The following is a 17,243-nucleotide window of genomic DNA, read 5'->3' as shown; positions in this document are numbered from 1 at the left end:
TGCTCCTGCCATGGGATTTTTCGACAGTTTCTCCTCCAAGCAGAAGCCGCAGCCGGATCCGACGCCCGCCACCCCCGCGGCCGACAAGCCCGCGCTCGCGGGCGGGGTGATCCCGCGCATGGCCGAGGCCCGCGCTAAGCTCGAGGCCCGCGACCTCCCGGCCGCTGTCGCCATCTACACGGAGGTGCTCGCCTCCGCCGGCGCGCGCCCTGACGTGCTCGTGACCCTCTCCGGCGAGCTCGGCTCGCGCGGCCACGTGCGCGAGCTGATCGAGCTCGTCGCCCCGCACTACGACGCCCAGCGCCACGGCCCGGCCACCGGCATCAATCTCCTGCAGGCCTTCCTCTCCCTGCGCCAGATCGACTCCGCCCAGCACCTGCTCGACATCCTGTTCGCGCTCAACCGGCCGGAACTCGAGGAACGCCTCATCGGCTTTTCGAACGCCCTCGGCGAACTCATGGCCGGCCACGATGCGGCCGCGCCCACGGCGGAGCAGATCGCCGGCGACGCGCCGGTCCAGAACAAGATCAGCCTCGCGAGCATCAGCAAACCGGTCTGGTACTACGGCCTGGAGGCGGCCGCGCCGCAGCTGCTGCCGGCGAAGGATGGCAAGCTCCGCCGCGTGGCCTTCGCCCAGTGCAGCCTGCCGGGCTTGTCCGACTTCGCCGCGCGCTCGGCGCGCCCCGAGGACGAGACCGGCCGTTTCTGCCGCGGCCTGGCGCTGTGGTTCGCCGAGACCTTCACCGCCTCGGCCGGCTATGACGCCAGCGCGGCCGTCGGGCTGTCCAGCGCCCTGCACTACTTCCTTTTCCCGGTCGAGTGGACCGCCGAGAACATCCGCGAGCTGAACGACACCAGCACCGGCGGGCTCGACTACGTGGTCACCACGTCGCTGCGCAACCGCAACGACGACTTCGAGCTCACGCTGCGCATCTGGGAGGTGAAGAAATTCCGCGAGCTGAAGCAGTTCAGCACGCGCTGGACGCCGGCGACGGCCGATGCGGTGCTGGGCCAGTTCCTCGCACAGCTCCGACTCTACATGGAATGGACCGCGCTGCCCGAGGGCAGCGGCCCGGCCTACGTCCCGCCGGCCGTCCCCACCGCCCACGTGCAGGCGCTCGGCGCCACGCTCACGCAGTTTCTCGGCGGCAAGGGCGTGCTCGCGCCCGCCCAAGTCGAGGCCGGCCTGGCGGTCGCGCTGCGCAACGCCCGCGCCAATCCCGACGATGTCCGCGCGCAGCTCACGCTCATCACCGGCCTGCTCCGCCAGAAGGCCCAGGGCGCCGAGCTCGACGCCACCGCGCGCCAGCACGCGCTGGCTTGGCTGGCGACCGAGGCCGCGCAAAAGGCCGATGCCTCGGCGTTGATGATCAAGTTGGCGTGAAGCGCGGGGCGCGGAACGCGCTTCGCGCGGTAGTTAGTTGTTGGTTGAGGGTTGTTGGGATCAGGACGCCCTGGCCTGGACGGGAGGGAGGGAACTTCGCCCAGCCTCCGTCCTAGAACCCGCCCTGCATAAAGCGGGCACAAAAAAGGCCCGGCGTGAGCCGGGCCTGATTGAATTTGAAACCAACAACGAACAACCAACAACCGTCGCGCGCAGCGCGACGAGTTACGGGTTCGCGGCGTTGAAGGTGGCGATGAAGTCCTGGGTGACCTCGAGCTCGGGCTGGGCCGCGAGCACGCCGTCGCCGAGCTTGGCGACGTCGAAGATGAAGCTCAGCTGGCGATCCTTCGCGTAGGCGGCGAGGGCCTGGCCGATGGCGGCGAAGACGGGGCCCTGCTTGGTCTGCTGGGCCTGGCCGAAGGCGGCCTGCGCCTGCTGCTGCTTGGTCTGCAGCTCGCGCTGCAGCTGGAGGCCCTGGGACTGCTTGTCCTGGATCGCGACCGCGTTGGCGACGGCGTCGCCCTGCAGCTTCTGGAGCTCGCCGACGAGGGTGCGGAGCTTCTCATTGAGGAGGCTCAGCTCGCTCTCGGTGCCGCTGAACTCGAGCTCGAGTTCCTTCATATTGCGGACGAGCTGCTTGATGCCGCCCTCCTCGGCCATAAAGGCGTTGCTGTTGACCCAGGCCACGCGGGACAGGGGGAGCAAGGCGGGCGCCGCCGCCGGGGCGGTGGTGGTTTGGGCAGCCAGGGAGGTGAAGCCCAGGGTGAGGCTGAGGACGGAAACGAGCAGGCGGGAGAATTTCATGGGAGGCCAACAGCTACGGTCTGGCCCGGCGTTGGCAAAGATTAAATGAGGGGTTTTCCCCACCCGGTTTTTACGGTTGGGAGGGGGCTCAGGTTTCCGGCTCAGGGCTCGGGTGTAGGGTGGGGTCGCCGAACCCCGCCAGCGTTCGATTACCTTATCGCGTGCGAGGCGGGGTTCGGCGACCCCGCCCTACAACTTTGAAATCGCCAGCTGGCCGCAGCCGGCGGCGATGTCGATGCCCCGGCGCTGGCGGACGGTGCTCGGGAGCCCGTACTCGGCGAGAATGGATTGAAAACGCCGGGCCGCGTCGCGTCCGGTCGGGATGCCGTCGTAACCGGACGTGGGGTTGAGCGGGATCAGGTTCACCTGGGCGTCCTGGCCCTGGAGGAGGCGGCCGACGGCGTGGGCGGATTCCGCGGTGTCGTTTTTGCCCTCGATCAGGGTCCACTCGTAGAAGATCCGGCGCTGTTGTTTGGCGATGTAGTAGCGGCACGCGTCCATCAGCTCGTCGAGCGGCCATTTTTTGGCCACCGGCACGAGCGCGGCGCGCTCCTCCTGGGTGGCGCCATGCAGCGAGACGGCGAGGTGGATCGGGCGGCCCTCATCGGCCAGCCGGATGATGCCGGGCACGACGCCCACGGTGCTCAGGGTGATCTGCTTGGTGCCCAGCGAGAGGCCGGCAGTGTCGCAGAGGATCTCCGTGGCCGTCATCACCGCTTCGTAATTGTGCAGGGGTTCGCCCATGCCCATGAGCACGATGTTGCGGAGGCGCTCGTCGGGGTGTGTGGCCTGCAGCACGCGATTCACGTGCAAGGCCTGCGCCACGATCTCGCCCGGGGTGAGGTGCCGCGTGAAACCCATCTGCCCGGTGGCGCAGAACACGCAGCCCATGGCGCAACCGGCCTGGCTGCTGATGCAGGCCGTGACCCGGCCGGTGAAGCGCATCAGGACCGTCTCGATCCGCCGCCCGTCGGCGAGGTCGAGGAGGTATTTGCGGGTGTAGCCGTCGCTGCTGTGGGTCTCCACGGCGACGGTCGGCGGGGTGAGGGAAAGCTCGGCCGCCACGCGGTCGCGGTACTTCACCGGCAGTTCGGACATCAGGTCCCAGGCTTCCACCCGGTCGAGGTAGACATAGCGCCAGAGCCGCGCCGCATGCACGGGACTGAATCCCCAGCGCACCGTGAGGACGCGCAGGGCCTCGCGGGTCAGGTCGTGGAAGGGGGTGGGTGGCGTGGACACAGGCGGGAAGGAAGAGCGGGGTCTATCCCCGACACAAGCGAGGTCGGGCGTAAAGCCCGACCTACAGATTGCCAGCCGCGAATTTCGTGCTACCTATCGGGTCATGGCAAAAATAGTCCTCGCCGGCGGCAGCGGGTTTCTCGGGCAGGCCCTCGGCCGGCGCCTGGCGGCGGAGGGCTGGGAGGTCGTGGTGCTTTCGCGCCAGCCCCGGGACGACGCCCCGCTCCGCGAAGTGGCTTGGAACGCCGAGACCGGCGGGGCCTGGGCGGCGGAGCTCGAGGGGGCGGCCGCGGTGGTGAATTTTGCGGGCCGTTCGATCAATTGCGTGCACACCTTGGAAAACAGCCGCGAGATCCTCGAGTCACGCCGGCTCGCGGTGCAGGCGCTGGGCAAGGGCTGGGCCCGCGCCAAAAATCCGCCGCCCGTCTGGATCCAGTGCAGCGCGACGGGTTATTATGGGAACGCGGGCGACCGCTTTTGCGACGAGACGCTGGCGTCCGGCCCGGGCTTCCTGGCCGAGGTGTGTCGGCAATGGGAGGAAGCCTTCGCTGCGGTGGAACTGCCCGGCGTGCGCCGCGTGGTGCTGCGGCTCGGCGTGGTGCTGGATGCGGAGCACGGCGCGTTGCCCCCGCTCGCGCAGTTGGTGCGGCGTTTTCTTGGCGGCTCGGCCGGCAGCGGGCGGCAGTTCCTCAGCTGGGTGCACCGCGACGACGTCGTGGCCGCCTTCGTGGCGGTGCTGACGCGGCCGGAGTTGTCCGGCGTCTTCAACCTCTGCGCGCCCGGGCCGGTGTCGAACGCCGAATTCATGCGGACGCTGCGTCGGGTGCTGGGCCGGCCCTGGAGCCCGCCGGCGCCGGAATTTGCGATCCGCCTCGCGGCCGGGCCGCTGCTGGGCGTCGATCCGAACCTCGCGCTGCACGGCCAGCGTTGCGCCCCGCAGCGGTTGCTGGCGGCGGGATTTCAAGTCGCGCAGCCGAGGCTGGAGCCGGCGCTGCGGGAGTTGCTGGGGAAGTAAATCAGTCCAGCACGCAGCGCGATTTCAGCCGGCATAGGTTGTAGGGCGGGGTCGCCGAACCCCGCCTTGGTTCGAACACGTTGATGCACCCGAGGCTGGGTTCGGCGACCCCGCCCTACAGTTGGATGGGCGCGGGCGGCGCGGCGTGAAGTCCCTCTCACCCGCAGTACCGCAGGACTAGACCGAATACTTGCTCTTTTCCGGTTCGGCGGGGGACATGCCCTCGTAGTTGTGCACGGAGCCGGCGCTGTCGCTCCAGAGGGGCAGGTTGTCCTGCCGCCAGCGCAGGGTGAGCACGATGTCGTTTTGCACGGTGCGTTCCCGGGCGACGAGCATCAGGCGGTTGAGGGCGGCGAAGGCGACGTCCTCCGGTTTGACCCGGAGCAGGTCGGCGAGGCGGACAACGGCGTCGTTTTCCGCGTGTTCGAGATGAATCTTGATGACAGGCATGGGGAGGCTCTCCTTTTGGCCTGCAGGATAGCACCATTTGCGTCCCCGTGCTCCGCGCGGATTGTGGTTATAATGGCGCAGACCTTGCGCGGGATGGCCTCAAGCCCGGGCGCGGCGCGCCGTTGAAGGGGGTGTTCCCGTGAATCCAGCCCTGACGCTTCTTCCCTGGGTGCTGCCCCCCGCCGCACTGGCCGCCGGCTTTGTCCTGGGGCGCCGGCGGGCCGGGCGGTTGCAGCGCCGGCTGGACCACACCGCGGCGATGCTGCGTCGCATCAGCCAGGCGGTCGAGAGCACGAGCGACGCCATCGGCATCGGCGACATGCAGGGTCATTCCCTCTACCACAACCGCGCCCACCTGGAGCTGTTCGGCTACACGGTGGATGAGCTCAATGCCGTGCCGGGTGACGGCGTGCTTTTCGCCGACCCGGCCGTGGCGCAGGAGATCCTCACCGCGGTGAAGGGCGGGCGCTCGTGGAGCGGCGAGACCGACGTGCGCACGCGCGCCGGCCAAGCCATCCCCGCCTTCGTGCGCGCCGACATCATCCGTGACGAGGCAGGCGAGCCGGTGGGCATCTACGGGGTGTTTGCCGATATCACCGAACGCCGCCGCCGCGCGGAGGAGCAGGAGCGCACCAACCGGCTGGAGTCGCTCGGTCTCATGGCCGGCGGCATCGCGCACGACTTCGGCAACCTGATGACCGTGATGAGCTGCAACCTCTACCTGGCGCAGGACACCCCGGACCTGCCCCTCGAGGTCGGGCCGCGCCTGCTGGAGATCGACAAGGTCATCCACCGGGCGACCAAGCTCACGGAGCAGCTGAAGACCTTCGCCAAGGGCGGGACCCAGGAAAGGAAACTCACTCGCCTGCCCGCCCTCGTGCGCGAGGCCGCCCGGCTGGCGGTCACCGGCTCGCCCGTGCGGCTCGACGATGCGCTGCCGGCCGACCTCTGGCCGGTGGAGGTGGACGAGACGCAGATCGGGCAGGTCGTGCACAACATCGTGCTCAACGCCGTGCAGGCGATGACCGGCGCGTCCGGCTGCGTGAGCCTGCGGGCCGTCAACCTCGAACCCGGCGTTGAGACCGGCCTGCCGCCGACCGGCGCCTGGGTGAAGGTGTCGCTCGCCGACGACGGCCCGGGCATGCCGCCCGAGGTGTTGGCGCGCATCTTCGACCCGTTCTTCACGACCAAGAAAACGGGCACGGGACTCGGCCTGGCGACCTCGCACACCATCATCGAGAAACACCGGGGCCGGCTGCGCGTGGACTCCCAACCCGGCCGGGGCACGACCTTTCACCTCATCCTGCCCGCCGCACCCCGCGCCCTGGCGGAGTGAAGCCCGCCGGTGGGGCGTTGCCTTTTTCCGCGCGGGCCGCAGCCTGCGGCCATGCTTGAATGGTTTTCCAAGTTCCTCCTGGCGTTCATCCCGCTGTTCGTGGCCATCGACCCGGTCGGCCTCGCCGCGATCTTCCTCGGGCTGGGGCGCAACGTCGACGCCGCCCAGCGCCAGAAGATCGCCAACCAGGCGACGTGGACCGGCGGGCTGGTGGCGCTCGGGTTTCTCGTCCTCGGGCAGAGCATCTTCAAGGCGGTCGGGATCTCGGTGAGCGACTTCCAGATCGCGGGCGGGCTGATCCTCTTTGTCATCGCGGCCAAGGACCTACTCTCGTCGGCCGCGGAGCCGGAGAAGCTGCCGGAGGATTTCGGCGTCGTGCCCCTGGGCATGCCGCTGATCGCCGGGCCGGCCTCGATCACGACGCTGCTCGTGCTGGCGCAGAACCAGGCCGTCGGGCTGGCCGTGACGCTGGTGGCGCTGGCCGTGAATCTCGCCCTGGTCGTGCTGGCGCTCCACTACAGCGAGTGGCTCGGCCGCAAGATCGGCGGCACCGGCCTGCGCGCGATCTCGAAGATCGTCTCGATGTTGCTCGCCGCCATCGCCGTGGCGATGATCCGGCAGGGACTAAGGAACTAAGGAAGAAGGATGAATTAGGAAATCAATCCTGCAGATTTTTCGGTCCGATTTCTTAATTCTTCCTTCTTAATTCCTACTTAGCCCGCGAACGTAGTGAGCAGGTCCGTGTAGATCGTGGCGGCTTCGACGAGGTCCTGGACCTTGGCGCGCTCGTCGACGGCGTGGTAGTTCTGGCCGCCGGGGCCGTAACCGAGCGTGGGGAGGCGCAGGACGTTGGCGAAGAAATGCATGTCGTTGAAGCCGGTGGACACGCAGAAGTGGGCCGGCCGGCGACGGACGCGGGCCACGCTCGCGCGGAGCGCGTCGGCGAAGGGCGTGGCCGGGTCGCGGAAACAGGAGTGGTTGTCGGAAACCTTCTCGATCGTGATGCGGCAGTCCGGGATCCGGGCGGCGGCCTTCTTGAGGAAGGCGCGGAGGTCGCGCTCGGCGACGGCCACGGTCTCGACGGGCAGGATCCGGCGGTCGATGGAGAAGCTGGCGGCGGCGGGCACGGTGTTGATTTTGCCGCCCTCGCCCGGGGCGAAGACGCCGCCGATATTCAGCGTGGGGGTGCGGAGCTGGCCGTCGGGCGTGCGGAAGGTCTTTTTCGCGAGGATCCGCTTGTACTCGTCGAGGGCGAGCACGAGGGCGGACATCTTCTCGAGGGCGTTGACGCCCTGCTCCGGCGTGGAGCCGTGCGCGGCGCGGCCGTGCACGCGGACGTTGAGCCACACGACGCCGTTGTGGCCGCAGCACACGCCATCGCCCTCGCCGCCCTCGCCCACGATGGCGTAGTCGGCCTTGAGCCGGCCGTGGGCGGTGACCCACCCGGTGCCGAGGGTGCTATCGGTTTCCTCGTCGGCGGTGAATGAGACCTCGATGTTGAAGTTGGGCTTGGCGCCGGTAGCGCGGAGGGCCTTCAGGGCAAAGATGATGCTGGCGATGGCGCCCTTCATGTCGGAGGTGCCGCGGCCGTAGATCCAGCCGCGGTCGACCGTGCCGCTGAAGGGGCTGCCGTGCTTCCATTCGCCGGACACGGGCACGACATCGAAGTGGGCGTTGAAGTGGACGGTCTTTTTCGCGCCGGCGTCCCAGAAGGCGATGACGTTGTAGCGCGGGTGGTCGAGGAGGTCGGGCTGCGTGCGCTTTTGCAGCGCGCGGGGGACGGGCACGCGGCGCACCTGCAGGCCGAGGTCGCGCAGGGTGGTGGCCAGCAGCGTGGTGATCTCGCCGTAGTTCTCGCCCGGGGGGTTGACCGTGCGCAGGCGGACGAGCTGCTGCAGGAGGCGCACGAGGTCGGAGGAGTGACTGGCGAGATAATCGGCGGGCGTCATGCGAAGGGGTTATTTAGGGCGTTCCCCCCGGCCGAAGCCAGCCGCGACTCGCGGACCCGGGGTGAAAATCACCCGGCGGCGAGGATGCCTTTGACAGTTTCCGGAGCCGGGGCACCATCCCCGCATGGCACTGGCCGACATGCGCAAAGACTACGGGCTCGCGGGGTTGCTGGAGAAAGACCTCGCCAAGAACCCGTTCCAACAGTTCGACCGGTGGTTCGCCGAGGCGGTGGCGGCGAAGATCACCGAGCCGAACGCCCTCTCCCTGGCCACGGTCGGGCGCGACGGCCGGCCCTCGGTGCGCACGGTGTTGCTCAAGCAATGCGATGGCCGGGGCTTTGTATTCTATACCAATTATGAAAGCCGCAAGGGCCGCGAGCTGGCGGACCAGGCGCGGGCCTCGCTGCTGTTTCCGTGGGTGGCGCTGGAGCGGCAGGTGATCGCCGAAGGGGCGGTGGTGAAGGTGGCCCGGGAGGAGGCCGACGCCTATTTCCACAGCCGGCCGCGCGCCAGCCAGCTGGCGGCCTGGGCCTCGCCGCAGAGCACGGTCATCGCCGGCCGGGCCGTGATCGAGGAGAGTTTCCGCGTGGTGGAAAACAAATACGAGGGCCGCGAGGTGCCGTTGCCGCCGCAGTGGGGCGGATACCGGCTGGTGCCCGAGACGGTGGAGTTCTGGCAGGGCCGCCGCAGCCGCCTGCATGACCGGTTGCGTTACCGGCGCGAACCTGGCGCCGACTGGCTGGTCGAGCGCCTCGCCCCCTGAGCCCCGATGGCCGGCAAAGCCAAGGCGCCCAGGCCCGCGCGGGCCGTGATTGATGTCCTGCCCGAGCCCGCGCTCATCACCGCCGGCAGCTGGGAAGCCGGCGGGGTGGACATCCTGCACGTCAACGACCGCTTCTGCGCCCTCACCGGGTACACCGCGGCCGAGCTGGAGGGGCGCAACACCCGGCTGCTGCACGGCCCGCGCACGGATGCCGCCCTGCTCCGGCAGGCCCGCGCGGCCGGCGCCTCCGCCCGCGAGGGCAGCGGCGAGGGCTGGCTCTACCAGAAGGCCGGCACCGAGTTCTTCGCCCAATGGAATTACCGGCCGCTGACCCCGGCGGCCGCGGGTCCGCTGGTCGTGGTCTACCACGACCATTCCGAGTTCTGGCGGCAGCGCGAGGCGCTGCTCCAGTCGCAGAAGCTCGACACCATCGGCCTGCTGGCCAGCGGCGTGGCGCACGACTTCAACAACCTGCTGTCGATCATCAACGGCTACTGCGAGATCATGGAGCCCAAGATCGCCGGCACTCCGGCGGCGGCGAAGGACCTGCGCGAGATCCACCGCGCCGGGCTCAAGGCCGCGGCCATCGCGCGCCAGATCCTCGAGTTCAGCCGCCGGCCCGAGGCCGAGACCATCGTCATCAACTACAACACGCTCATCCGCGAGATCTCCGAGATCATCCGCCGGGTGGGCGGCGAGGAGATCACGCTGGAGCTGCGGCTGGCCTCGGATCTCGGCAACGCCCGCATCAACCCGACGCATTTCCAACAGGTGTTGCTCAATCTCTGTTTCAACGCCCGCGACGCCATGCCGCAGGGCGGCAAGCTCACCATCCGGACCCGCAACCACACCGTGCCCCCGCGGGCGGGCGGACGGGACTCCGTGCTGGAGCCCGGCGCCTACGTGGTCCTCGAGGTGGCCGACCAGGGGATCGGCATGGAGCCGCCGGTCCTCGCGCGGATCTTCGAGCCGTTCTACACCACCAAGCCGCATGGGACCGGCCTCGGTCTCCCGATCGCGCAACGCATCGTGCGCCAGGCGCAGGGCCAGCTGGCGGTGGAGAGCGCCCCCGGACGGGGCACGCGGTTCACCCTGTATCTGCCCGAGACCGCCGAGCCCGAGCAGGTCTCGACCACGGTGTTGAGCAGCCTCCCCGCCACCCAGGGCACCGAGGCCGTGCTGATCATCGAGCACGAGGAGGCGCTGCGGAAAATGATCGCCGGCATTCTCGGGTTGGATGGCTACACCGTCACCGAGGCGGCGAACGTGGACGAGGCGGAGCGCATCGCCATTTCCCCGCAGCTGGTCATCGCCGACACCGCCACCGGCCCCGGCCAGCAGTGGCTGCAGCGGCTCCGCGCCGCCAACCCCGCCCTGTTGCTCGTGAGCACCGCCGCTGAGCCGCCCGCCTGGCCGGACCGCACCGGGCGAACCCTGCTGCATCTGCCCAAGCCCTTTGCCCTGAGTTCGCTCCTGCAGGAGGTCCGCCGCCTCCTGGACGCCAAGGGGAAGTAATCCGCCGGCCATGACGCTTCCGCTCCACACCCTACCCGTCCGCACCGCCGGCGCCGCCGAGAACATGGCGTTGGATTTCCTGCTGCTCCAGCGGTATCCGGTGCCCACGGCGGCGCGCTTCCGCCACTACGAGTGGCGCACCCTGGCCTTCACCTTCGGCCTGAGCCAGACGATGGACTACATCCGCGCCAACCTGCCTCCGGGCGAGGGCTTCGACCTGTGCCGCCGGCCCACGGGTGGAGGCTTGGTGGACCACCGCCACGACTGGACCTACTGCGTGGTGATCCCGCGGGCGCACGCCTTGTTCGACGCCCCGGCCACGCAGGCCTACCGCGACGTCCACGCCGCCCTCGCTGGCGCGATGCAGGCGCTGGGCGAGCCGGTGGCCCTGCAGGACAAACGGCATCCCACCGAGGAGGGCCCGACGATCTGCTTCGAGCGGCCGGAGCTGCACGATGTGGTGAACACCGTCACCGGTGCGAAGATCGCGGGCGCGGCGATGAAGCGCAACAAGCACGGCCTGCTGCTCCAGGGCTCGATCGAGAAGAGCCGCGTCGGCGCCGTGGATTGGGAAAAATTCGAGGAGCACTTCACCGCCGGGATCGCGCGGACGCTGGGGGCGGAGGTTGTGCCGACTCCCTGGCCGGAGCTGAACGAGAGCGAGGTCGAGGGCCTGATCGAGCAATACTCGAGCCCGGAGTGGATGGAGAACCGGTGAACGCGAGTGCGGCCCGGGTGGCCTTCTGACCCTTTGACTCCGGGCCCGGGACTGTCTGTCATCGGCCCATGAAAATTGTCCGTCTGATCGCGATTATCCTCGGCGTGGCCGTGGCCACGACGGCCTTCGCCTCCACCCCGCGTCTCCTCACCCCACAGGATCTCTGGGCCCTGAAGCGGATCGGCTCCCCCGCCCTGTCCCCGGATGGCCAGCGGGTGGTGTTCACGATCGCGGAGTGGTCGGTGGAGAAGAACAAGAGCACGTCGAACCTCTGGCTCGCCGAGGTGGCGACCGGCAGCCTGCGCCGGCTCACGACGATGGCGGTCTCCGACTCGTCCCCGGCCTGGAGCCCGGACGGCACGCGGATCGCCTTCACCTCGAAGCGGGGCGAGGACGAGACGGCGGCCCTGTATGTGCTGCCGTTGACCGGCGGTGAGGCCGAAAAGATTCTCGAGCTGCCCTACGGCGTGGCCACGCCACGCTGGCTGCCGGACGGCAGCGCCCTTGTCGTGGCGACGCGGGTGCTCCCGGCGCTAGCGGGCCGGCTCGGCCGCGAGGATCTCGCGGCGATGAAAAAGGAAATGAAGCGCCGCAAGGATTCCAAGATGACCGCCCGGGTCACGGAGGCGCGGGCCTATCGTTACTGGGACACCTGGACCACGGAGGGGCTGGCCCACCGGCTGGTGCGGGTGGATCTTGCGACGAAGGGGCTGGTTGACCTGCTGCCCGGCACGGAATTCGGGCATCCCTTCACCAACGCCGGGGTGTTGGATTTCGAGATCGCGCCCGATGGGCGGAGCGTGGCGCTGACGATCAATTCCACGCCCCCGCCCTACTCGGGCTACCTGAACAATGACATCTATGTCGTCCCGACCGACGGTTCGGGAGTGACGCGCAATCTCACGCCGGAGAATCCGGGTGACGACAGCAGCGCGACCTTTTCCCCCGATGGGCGGAGCCTGTACTTCAAACGGTTGGAAACGCCCTACTACAACGGGGAGTTCGCCAAGCTGTGGCGGCACGACCTCGCGACCGGAACGAATGTGCCCGTCACGGATCAGCTGGACTACAGTGTCGGCGATGTGGCGTTTTCCGCTGACGGCCAGACGCTGTGGATCACGTCCGAGGACAAGGGCGCGACGGGGATTTTCCGGCTGAAGGCCGACGGCAGTGATTTCTCGCTGGTCCACCGCGCCGGCACCTCCAGCGGCCTCGTGGCGGAGGCCGGCACCCTGGTCTTTGCGAACAACACCACGAGCCGGCCGGACGAGCTGTTCGTCCTCGACCCCGTGGCCGGGACCGCGCGGCCGCTGACGCAGATCAATGCCGCGCTACTGGCCGAGCTCGATCTCGGGAAAGTGGAGGAATACTGGTTCGAGGGCGCGGCGGGCGCGCAGGTGCAGGGCTGGTTGATCTATCCCCCGGGCTTTGACGCCAAGAAATCCTACCCGTTGCTGCAACTGATGCATGGCGGCCCGCACACGATGGTGGGCGACTCCTGGAGCTACCGCTGGAACGCGCACGCCATGGCGGCGCCGGGTTATGTCGTCACCTGGGTGAACCGGCACGGCTCGACCGGCTTCGGGGAGAAGTTCAGCCAGAGCATCCTCGGCCAGTGGGGTGACAAGCCGCTGGACGACATCCTGCGCAGCACGGATTTCCTCCTGAAGAAACTGCCCAACCTCGATCCCAAGCGGATGGCCGCGGCCGGTGGCAGCTACGGCGGCTACATGGCGGCGTGGGTGGCCGGGCACACCGACCGCTTTGCCGCGCTGATCAACCATGCGGGCGTGAACGATTTCATCACCCAGTACGGCGCGGATGTCACCAGCTTCGGCTTCTCGCAGGTGCTGGGCGGCAAGCCGTGGGAGAACGTCGAGGGCATGCAGCGCAACAACCCGACCACGTACGCGAAGAACTTCAAGACCCCGATGCTGATCATCCATGGCGAGAAGGATTACCGCGTGCCCTACGTCAACGGCACTGCGCTCTACGGCATCTACCAGGCGATGGGCCTGCCCGCGCGGCTGGTGATCTTCCCGGATGAAAACCACTGGGTGCTCACGCCGCAGAACTCGATCTACTGGAACTGGGAGTTCCAAACCTGGCTCGCCCGGTGGATCGGCGGCACGCCGACGCTCACGGAGCCGCGCTTCGAGGCCAAGGCGGAGTGAGGTTCCCGGTAGCGGCGCGCCTTGTGCGCGCCCGCGGGCATCGGACCAAAAAAACAGGCACCCCGCCGGAGCAGGGTGCCTTTTCTTTAGGGTCGACGGCGCGGAGGCCGGGACTTTAGCGCATAGGTGCGTTGTTTTTTGTCCTGCGCCACCCCATGGCGGTTGGCAGGGCGGGTTGTGAAGGCATTACCAGGCACGGGGGTTTTCGCTGCTCTACACCACGGGGCCCAGGGTTCCTTTCACGCTGGAAGAATACACCCGCCCCGGCGCTCCTGCTACGGATAGTTGGCCGGTGAATAACTTTTTGCGGCGCTGGAACGGGTGATGCGGTCCGTAAAAATGGATCGCCTGGAGCGCGGTCGATCCGCCCCTACAATAAAGCCAGCCGGAGCGCCCGCGAGCGGGCTGCCCACAAGAAGCAATCAACTCCGCACCAGCGTGATCACGCACTCGAGGTGGCGCGTCTGCGGGAAGAGGTCGAAGGGTTGCACGGCAGTCAGTTTGTAGCCCGCGGCAAGGAAACCCTTCAGGTCGCGCATCTGGGTGGCCGGGTCGCAGGACACGTAAACGACGGCGCGCGGCCCGAAGGCGAAGAGTTGGCTGAGAAAGGACTCGTCGCAGCCCTTGCGCGGCGGGTCGATCACGACGGCGGTGTCGGCCGGCGGGAAGTCCAGCCCGGCGAAGATCTGCGCGGCGTCGCCGGCGCGGAAGACGGTGTTGGTGATGCCGTTGGCCGCGGCGTTCTCCGTGGCGAACTTGATGGAGGTCTCGCTCAGCTCGATGCCCGAGACGCGCTCGAAGGCCGGCGCGCAGCTGAGGGCGAAGAGGCCGCTGCCGCAGTAGGCGTCGACGAGGAACCGCGCGCCGCTGCCGGCGGCCTGCTCGCGCACGTAGCCGGTGAAGGCGGGCAGGATGAAGGGGTTGTTCTGGAAGAAATCGCGGGCGAGGAAATGGAGGCGGAGGTCGCCGATCTTTTCGTGAATCACCGCATCATAGTCCGTGATCACGCCTTCCTGCGCGTGGCGCAGGAGCAGGGTCGAGTCGCGCTTGTATTCCCCGGCGGCGAGACGCGCGTGGGTCTTGGCTCGGACCTCCGGCAGCTTCGCGTTGATCTCCGGCGTCGCGATGTCGCAATGCGGCACGTCGACGAGCTCGAACCGGGAGCTTTGCTTCAAAAAGCCGATGGGGTGGCTTTCGCTGGTGACAGGATCCTGGTCAGTGGCCCCTTCCCGCCGGCGTGCCTGCGCGGAAAAGTGCGGCGTGAGCTTCGAGCGGTAGCCGAACTCACGCGGCGAACCGATGACCGGGTTCACGGCGAACTCCACCCCGGCCATGTATTTCAGGAGTTCCTCGACCTGCTGGCGCTTCCACTTGAGCTGCTCGGCGTAGGTGAGGTGCTGGTACTGGCAGCCGCCGCAGCGGCCGAACAGCGGGCACCGGGGGTCGATCCGGTGGGGCGACGGGGTGAGCACGGCCAGCAGGTCGGCCTCGGAGAAGTTCTTGTGGTTGCGGTACACGCGGACCTTCACCTTTTCGCCCGGCAGGGTGAAAGGCACCATGACGACCCATTTACCCTCGCCGACCTGTACCCGGCCGAGGCCGACGCCGAGGTTGGTCAGGGTGGAGATCTCCAGTTCCAGCTCGGTGCGGTAGGGGAAGGGATGATCGTTGAACTTTTTCTTTTTAACCACGGAGGCACAGAGAACACAGAGTTTTAGGTAATTGCCTAGTCCCAATTCTCCGTGCTCTCTGTGCCCCTGTGGTAAATTTTACACCGTGAGTCCCGAAAAGATCACCAGTCTCCAGAATCCGCGCGTGAAGCAGCTCGTGAAGCTGCGCGAGCGGCGGGAGCGCGACGCCGCGGGTCTGTTCCTGGTGGAGGGCTACCGCGAGATCCGCCGGGCCTTGGAGAAGGGCGTCCGCCCGCAGGAATTTTATTTCTGTCCCGAGTGGTTCCTGGGTGAAAACGAGCCGGCGCTCATCGAGCAGGCCCGGCAGGCCGGGGCGCAGCTGTTTGAACTGTCGAAGGACGCCTTCGCCAAGGTGGCCTACCGGGAGCGGCCGGACGGTCTGCTGGCCGTGGCCCCGCAGTGGAAACGCCAGCTGGAGGATCTGGTCCTGAAACCCGCCCCCTTCCTCCTCGTGGTCGAATCCATCGAGAAACCGGGCAATCTGGGCACGATCCTGCGCAGCGCCGATGCGGCGGGGTGCGATGCCGTGATCGTGTGCGACCCGGTGACGGACCTGTTCAACCCGAATGTCGTCCGCGCCTCGACGGGGGTGCTGTTCTCGGTGCCGGTTTATGTGGCCGACAGCGTGACTGTGCATGCCTGGCTGAAGGCGAAAGGCATCCGCACCGCGGCGACGACGCCGCACACGGACAATATCTACACGAGCACCGATCTGCGCGGACCGTTGGCGATCGTCATGGGCAGCGAGCAGTACGGCCTGAGCGAATTCTGGATGAAGGGGGCCGACGTCCTCGTCCGCATCCCGATGGCCGGCCAGGCCGACTCGCTGAACGTGGCCATGGCGACGATCATCACGCTGTTCGAGGCGGTGCGGCAGCGGAACGGGTGAACGGCTCTGGTTTGGGCGGCGAGCTTGCCCGCGCGGAGAGCTCAAGGCCTTGAGCCGGTCGACGGGCTCGCGCCACTCCGTCCTCACGTGTGGCGCCATCGAGCTGGCCGCCGATCAGGCGTTTTAACTCACTCAGAAAGGGTTTCCGGCCTTGTAGTGCTCGATCAGCTCGGCGGTGGCCTGGGTGACACTGACGAGCGGGTGGTAGCCGAGGTCGCGGCGGGCGGCACTGATGTCGAACCAGTGGTCGGTGGCCATTTCCTTGGCGACGAAGCGCGTCATGGGCGGCTCGCCCGCGCGGCCGGTGAGCCGCCAGACGGTTTCGAGCGCGGCCCCGGCGGCGTAGGCGACGGGCAGCGGAACGTGGGATTTGATTTCCGGGATGCCCACCCCGCGCAGCACCTCGTTGATCCAGTCCCAGAGGACCACGGGTTCGCCGTTGGTGATGAAGTAAGCGCGGCCGCCGGGGTGGTGGGGCGGGCGGCTGGCTGAGGAGTTGCCCGCCTGCGGCGGGGTTGCCACGGCTCCAGCTGAGCCAAAGGGCGCCCTGCTGCCCGTGAGCAGCGCGCCTTCCGCCAGCAGGTGGGCGTCGACGACGTTGTTGATGGGGGTGATGTCCACGCGGTTTCGGCCGGGGCCGATGATCTTCAGCTTGCCGGCGCGGGCGAGGGTGAGGATCCGGGGGACGACATTCTTGTCGCCGGGCCCCCACACCAGGTGCGGGCGCAAAGCGATCGTGGCGAGTTCGGGCCCGTGGGCGGCGAGCACCTCGCGCTCGGCGGTGGCCTTGCTCGTCGGGTAGGCGCACGGCGCCTGCGTGCAGAGCGGGGCGGACTCGTTGACGTGGCGCAGGTCGCCGCCGTTATACACCACGCTGGGCGAGCTGGTGTAGACGAGGCGCGGGACCTTGGCCTCGCGACAGGCCACGAGCAGGTTGCGCGTGCCCTCGACATTGACGCGGAAAAAATCCTCCGGTGGGCCCCACACGCCGACGCGGCCGGCGACGTGGAAGACGGTCTCGGCCGAGCGGCAGCCGCGCTCGAGTGCGTGCCGGTCGTGCAGATCGCCCGGGATGACCTCGGCGCCGAGCGTTTCCAGTTCCGGCAGCGGCCGGCGGGACAACACGCGCACCCGTCGGCCGTCGGCCAGCAGACGACGGGCGAGCTGGCCCCCGATGAAGCCGCTGGCGCCGGTGACGAAGACGGGAAAGTTTTTGCGGACGATGAACACGACGGGAAAGAAAACCTTTTTTACCGCGGATGACACGGATGAAACGGATGGGATCGGATCCAACCCAAGCCGGCTCGGCCTCTATC

Annotated in this window: 15 protein-coding genes; 9 read left to right on the top strand and 6 right to left on the bottom strand. The window is 68.1% G+C overall.

The features are described from left to right. Window positions 1–10: 10 nt before the first annotated feature. Window positions 11–1,384, top strand: coding sequence for a hypothetical protein (locus Verru16B_RS05355; protein ID WP_069961323.1), 1,374 nt, complete (start codon window positions 11–13; stop codon window positions 1,382–1,384). Window positions 1,385–1,609: 225 nt separating this feature from the next. On the opposite strand, the gene Verru16B_RS05350 is transcribed toward Verru16B_RS05355, so the two are convergent. Together Verru16B_RS05350 and rlmN are read right to left on the bottom strand one after the other, a co-directional pair. Then, window positions 1,610–2,188: an OmpH family outer membrane protein gene (locus tag Verru16B_RS05350; protein ID WP_069961322.1), complete on the bottom strand. Its 579-nt coding sequence runs from the start codon at window positions 2,186–2,188 to the stop codon at window positions 1,610–1,612. A gap of 189 nt (window positions 2,189–2,377) precedes the next feature. Further along, complete coding sequence (gene rlmN / locus Verru16B_RS05345; RefSeq protein ID WP_069961321.1) at window positions 2,378–3,427, bottom strand: dual-specificity RNA methyltransferase RlmN; 1,050 nt, start codon at window positions 3,425–3,427, stop codon at window positions 2,378–2,380. A 103-nt stretch (window positions 3,428–3,530) separates the two neighbouring features. Between rlmN and Verru16B_RS05340 the strand changes: the two genes are divergently transcribed. Continuing rightward, a complete protein-coding gene (locus Verru16B_RS05340) occupies window positions 3,531–4,442 on the top strand; it encodes a TIGR01777 family oxidoreductase (RefSeq protein ID WP_069961320.1) in 912 nt (303 codons plus the stop codon). A gap of 177 nt (window positions 4,443–4,619) precedes the next feature. Here the strand turns inward: Verru16B_RS05340 and Verru16B_RS05335 are convergent, their stop codons facing one another. After that, window positions 4,620–4,892: a hypothetical protein gene (locus tag Verru16B_RS05335; RefSeq protein WP_069961319.1), complete on the bottom strand. Its 273-nt coding sequence runs from the start codon at window positions 4,890–4,892 to the stop codon at window positions 4,620–4,622. Between the two features lie 169 nt (window positions 4,893–5,061). On the opposite strand from Verru16B_RS05335, the gene Verru16B_RS05330 reads away from it, so the two are divergent. Together Verru16B_RS05330 and Verru16B_RS05325 are read left to right on the top strand one after the other, a co-directional pair. Further along, window positions 5,062–6,228 carry a two-component system sensor histidine kinase NtrB gene (locus Verru16B_RS05330; RefSeq protein WP_069961318.1) on the top strand — a complete coding sequence of 389 codons (1,167 nt, stop codon included), beginning with the start codon at window positions 5,062–5,064 and terminating at the stop codon, window positions 6,226–6,228. A gap of 51 nt (window positions 6,229–6,279) precedes the next feature. After that, window positions 6,280–6,864 carry a MarC family protein gene (locus tag Verru16B_RS05325; protein ID WP_069961317.1) on the top strand — a complete coding sequence of 195 codons (585 nt, stop codon included), beginning with the start codon at window positions 6,280–6,282 and terminating at the stop codon, window positions 6,862–6,864. 77 nt (window positions 6,865–6,941) lie between these two features. Here the strand turns inward: Verru16B_RS05325 and Verru16B_RS05320 are convergent, their stop codons facing one another. Next, complete coding sequence (locus Verru16B_RS05320; protein WP_069961316.1) at window positions 6,942–8,177, bottom strand: M20 family metallopeptidase; 1,236 nt, start codon at window positions 8,175–8,177, stop codon at window positions 6,942–6,944. Window positions 8,178–8,301: 124 nt separating this feature from the next. On the opposite strand from Verru16B_RS05320, the gene pdxH reads away from it, so the two are divergent. The 4 genes from pdxH (at window position 8,302) to Verru16B_RS05300 (ending at window position 13,347) form a co-directional block, all read left to right on the top strand. Further along, window positions 8,302–8,940, top strand: a complete 639-nt coding sequence (pdxH, locus tag Verru16B_RS05315) for a pyridoxamine 5'-phosphate oxidase (protein ID WP_069961315.1) — start codon at window positions 8,302–8,304, stop codon at window positions 8,938–8,940. A gap of 45 nt (window positions 8,941–8,985) precedes the next feature. Further along, window positions 8,986–10,455, top strand: a complete 1,470-nt coding sequence (locus Verru16B_RS05310; protein ID WP_169829277.1) for an ATP-binding protein — start codon at window positions 8,986–8,988, stop codon at window positions 10,453–10,455. A 10-nt stretch (window positions 10,456–10,465) separates the two neighbouring features. Then, the gene (locus Verru16B_RS05305; protein ID WP_069961313.1) at window positions 10,466–11,173 is read left to right on the top strand and encodes a lipoate--protein ligase family protein; all 708 of its coding nucleotides are present in this window, start codon (window positions 10,466–10,468) and stop codon (window positions 11,171–11,173) included. A gap of 68 nt (window positions 11,174–11,241) precedes the next feature. Further along, a complete protein-coding gene (locus Verru16B_RS05300; protein WP_069961312.1) occupies window positions 11,242–13,347 on the top strand; it encodes a S9 family peptidase in 2,106 nt (701 codons plus the stop codon). Between the two features lie 422 nt (window positions 13,348–13,769). Here the strand turns inward: Verru16B_RS05300 and Verru16B_RS05295 are convergent, their stop codons facing one another. Then, complete coding sequence (locus Verru16B_RS05295; RefSeq protein WP_099093259.1) at window positions 13,770–15,038, bottom strand: class I SAM-dependent RNA methyltransferase; 1,269 nt, start codon at window positions 15,036–15,038, stop codon at window positions 13,770–13,772. Between the two features lie 85 nt (window positions 15,039–15,123). Here Verru16B_RS05295 and Verru16B_RS05290 point away from each other — a divergent pair, with 85 nt between their 5' ends. Continuing rightward, entirely contained in the window at window positions 15,124–15,927 is an 804-nt protein-coding gene (locus tag Verru16B_RS05290; RefSeq protein ID WP_069961310.1) for a TrmH family RNA methyltransferase, read from the top strand. Window positions 15,928–16,059: 132 nt separating this feature from the next. On the opposite strand, the gene Verru16B_RS05285 is transcribed toward Verru16B_RS05290, so the two are convergent. After that, complete coding sequence (locus Verru16B_RS05285) at window positions 16,060–17,157, bottom strand: NAD-dependent epimerase/dehydratase family protein (RefSeq protein ID WP_237023472.1); 1,098 nt, start codon at window positions 17,155–17,157, stop codon at window positions 16,060–16,062. Window positions 17,158–17,243: the final 86 nt, after the last annotated feature.

The sequence above is a fragment of the Lacunisphaera limnophila genome, assembly GCF_001746835.1.
In the GTDB taxonomy this organism is placed as follows: domain Bacteria; phylum Verrucomicrobiota; class Verrucomicrobiia; order Opitutales; family Opitutaceae; genus Lacunisphaera; species Lacunisphaera limnophila.
This window is presented reverse-complemented; position numbering and strand designations above follow the sequence as displayed.

Bases quoted from the DNA above. Each gene is read 5' to 3' on its own strand.
- Verru16B_RS05340 (WP_069961320.1), top strand. From the start codon at position 3,531: ATGGCAAAAATAGTCCTCGCCGGCGGCAGCGGGTTTCTCGGGCAGGCC.
- pdxH (WP_069961315.1), top strand. From the start codon at position 8,302: ATGGCACTGGCCGACATGCGCAAAGACTACGGGCTCGCGGGGTTGCTG.
- Verru16B_RS05355 (WP_069961323.1), top strand. From the start codon at position 11: ATGGGATTTTTCGACAGTTTCTCCTCCAAGCAGAAGCCGCAGCCGGAT.
- Verru16B_RS05320 (WP_069961316.1), bottom strand. From the start codon at position 8,177: ATGACGCCCGCCGATTATCTCGCCAGTCACTCCTCCGACCTCGTGCGC.
- Verru16B_RS05300 (WP_069961312.1), top strand. From the start codon at position 11,242: ATGAAAATTGTCCGTCTGATCGCGATTATCCTCGGCGTGGCCGTGGCC.
- Verru16B_RS05325 (WP_069961317.1), top strand. From the start codon at position 6,280: ATGCTTGAATGGTTTTCCAAGTTCCTCCTGGCGTTCATCCCGCTGTTC.
- Verru16B_RS05305 (WP_069961313.1), top strand. From the start codon at position 10,466: ATGACGCTTCCGCTCCACACCCTACCCGTCCGCACCGCCGGCGCCGCC.
- Verru16B_RS05335 (WP_069961319.1), bottom strand. From the start codon at position 4,892: ATGCCTGTCATCAAGATTCATCTCGAACACGCGGAAAACGACGCCGTT.
- Verru16B_RS05350 (WP_069961322.1), bottom strand. From the start codon at position 2,188: ATGAAATTCTCCCGCCTGCTCGTTTCCGTCCTCAGCCTCACCCTGGGC.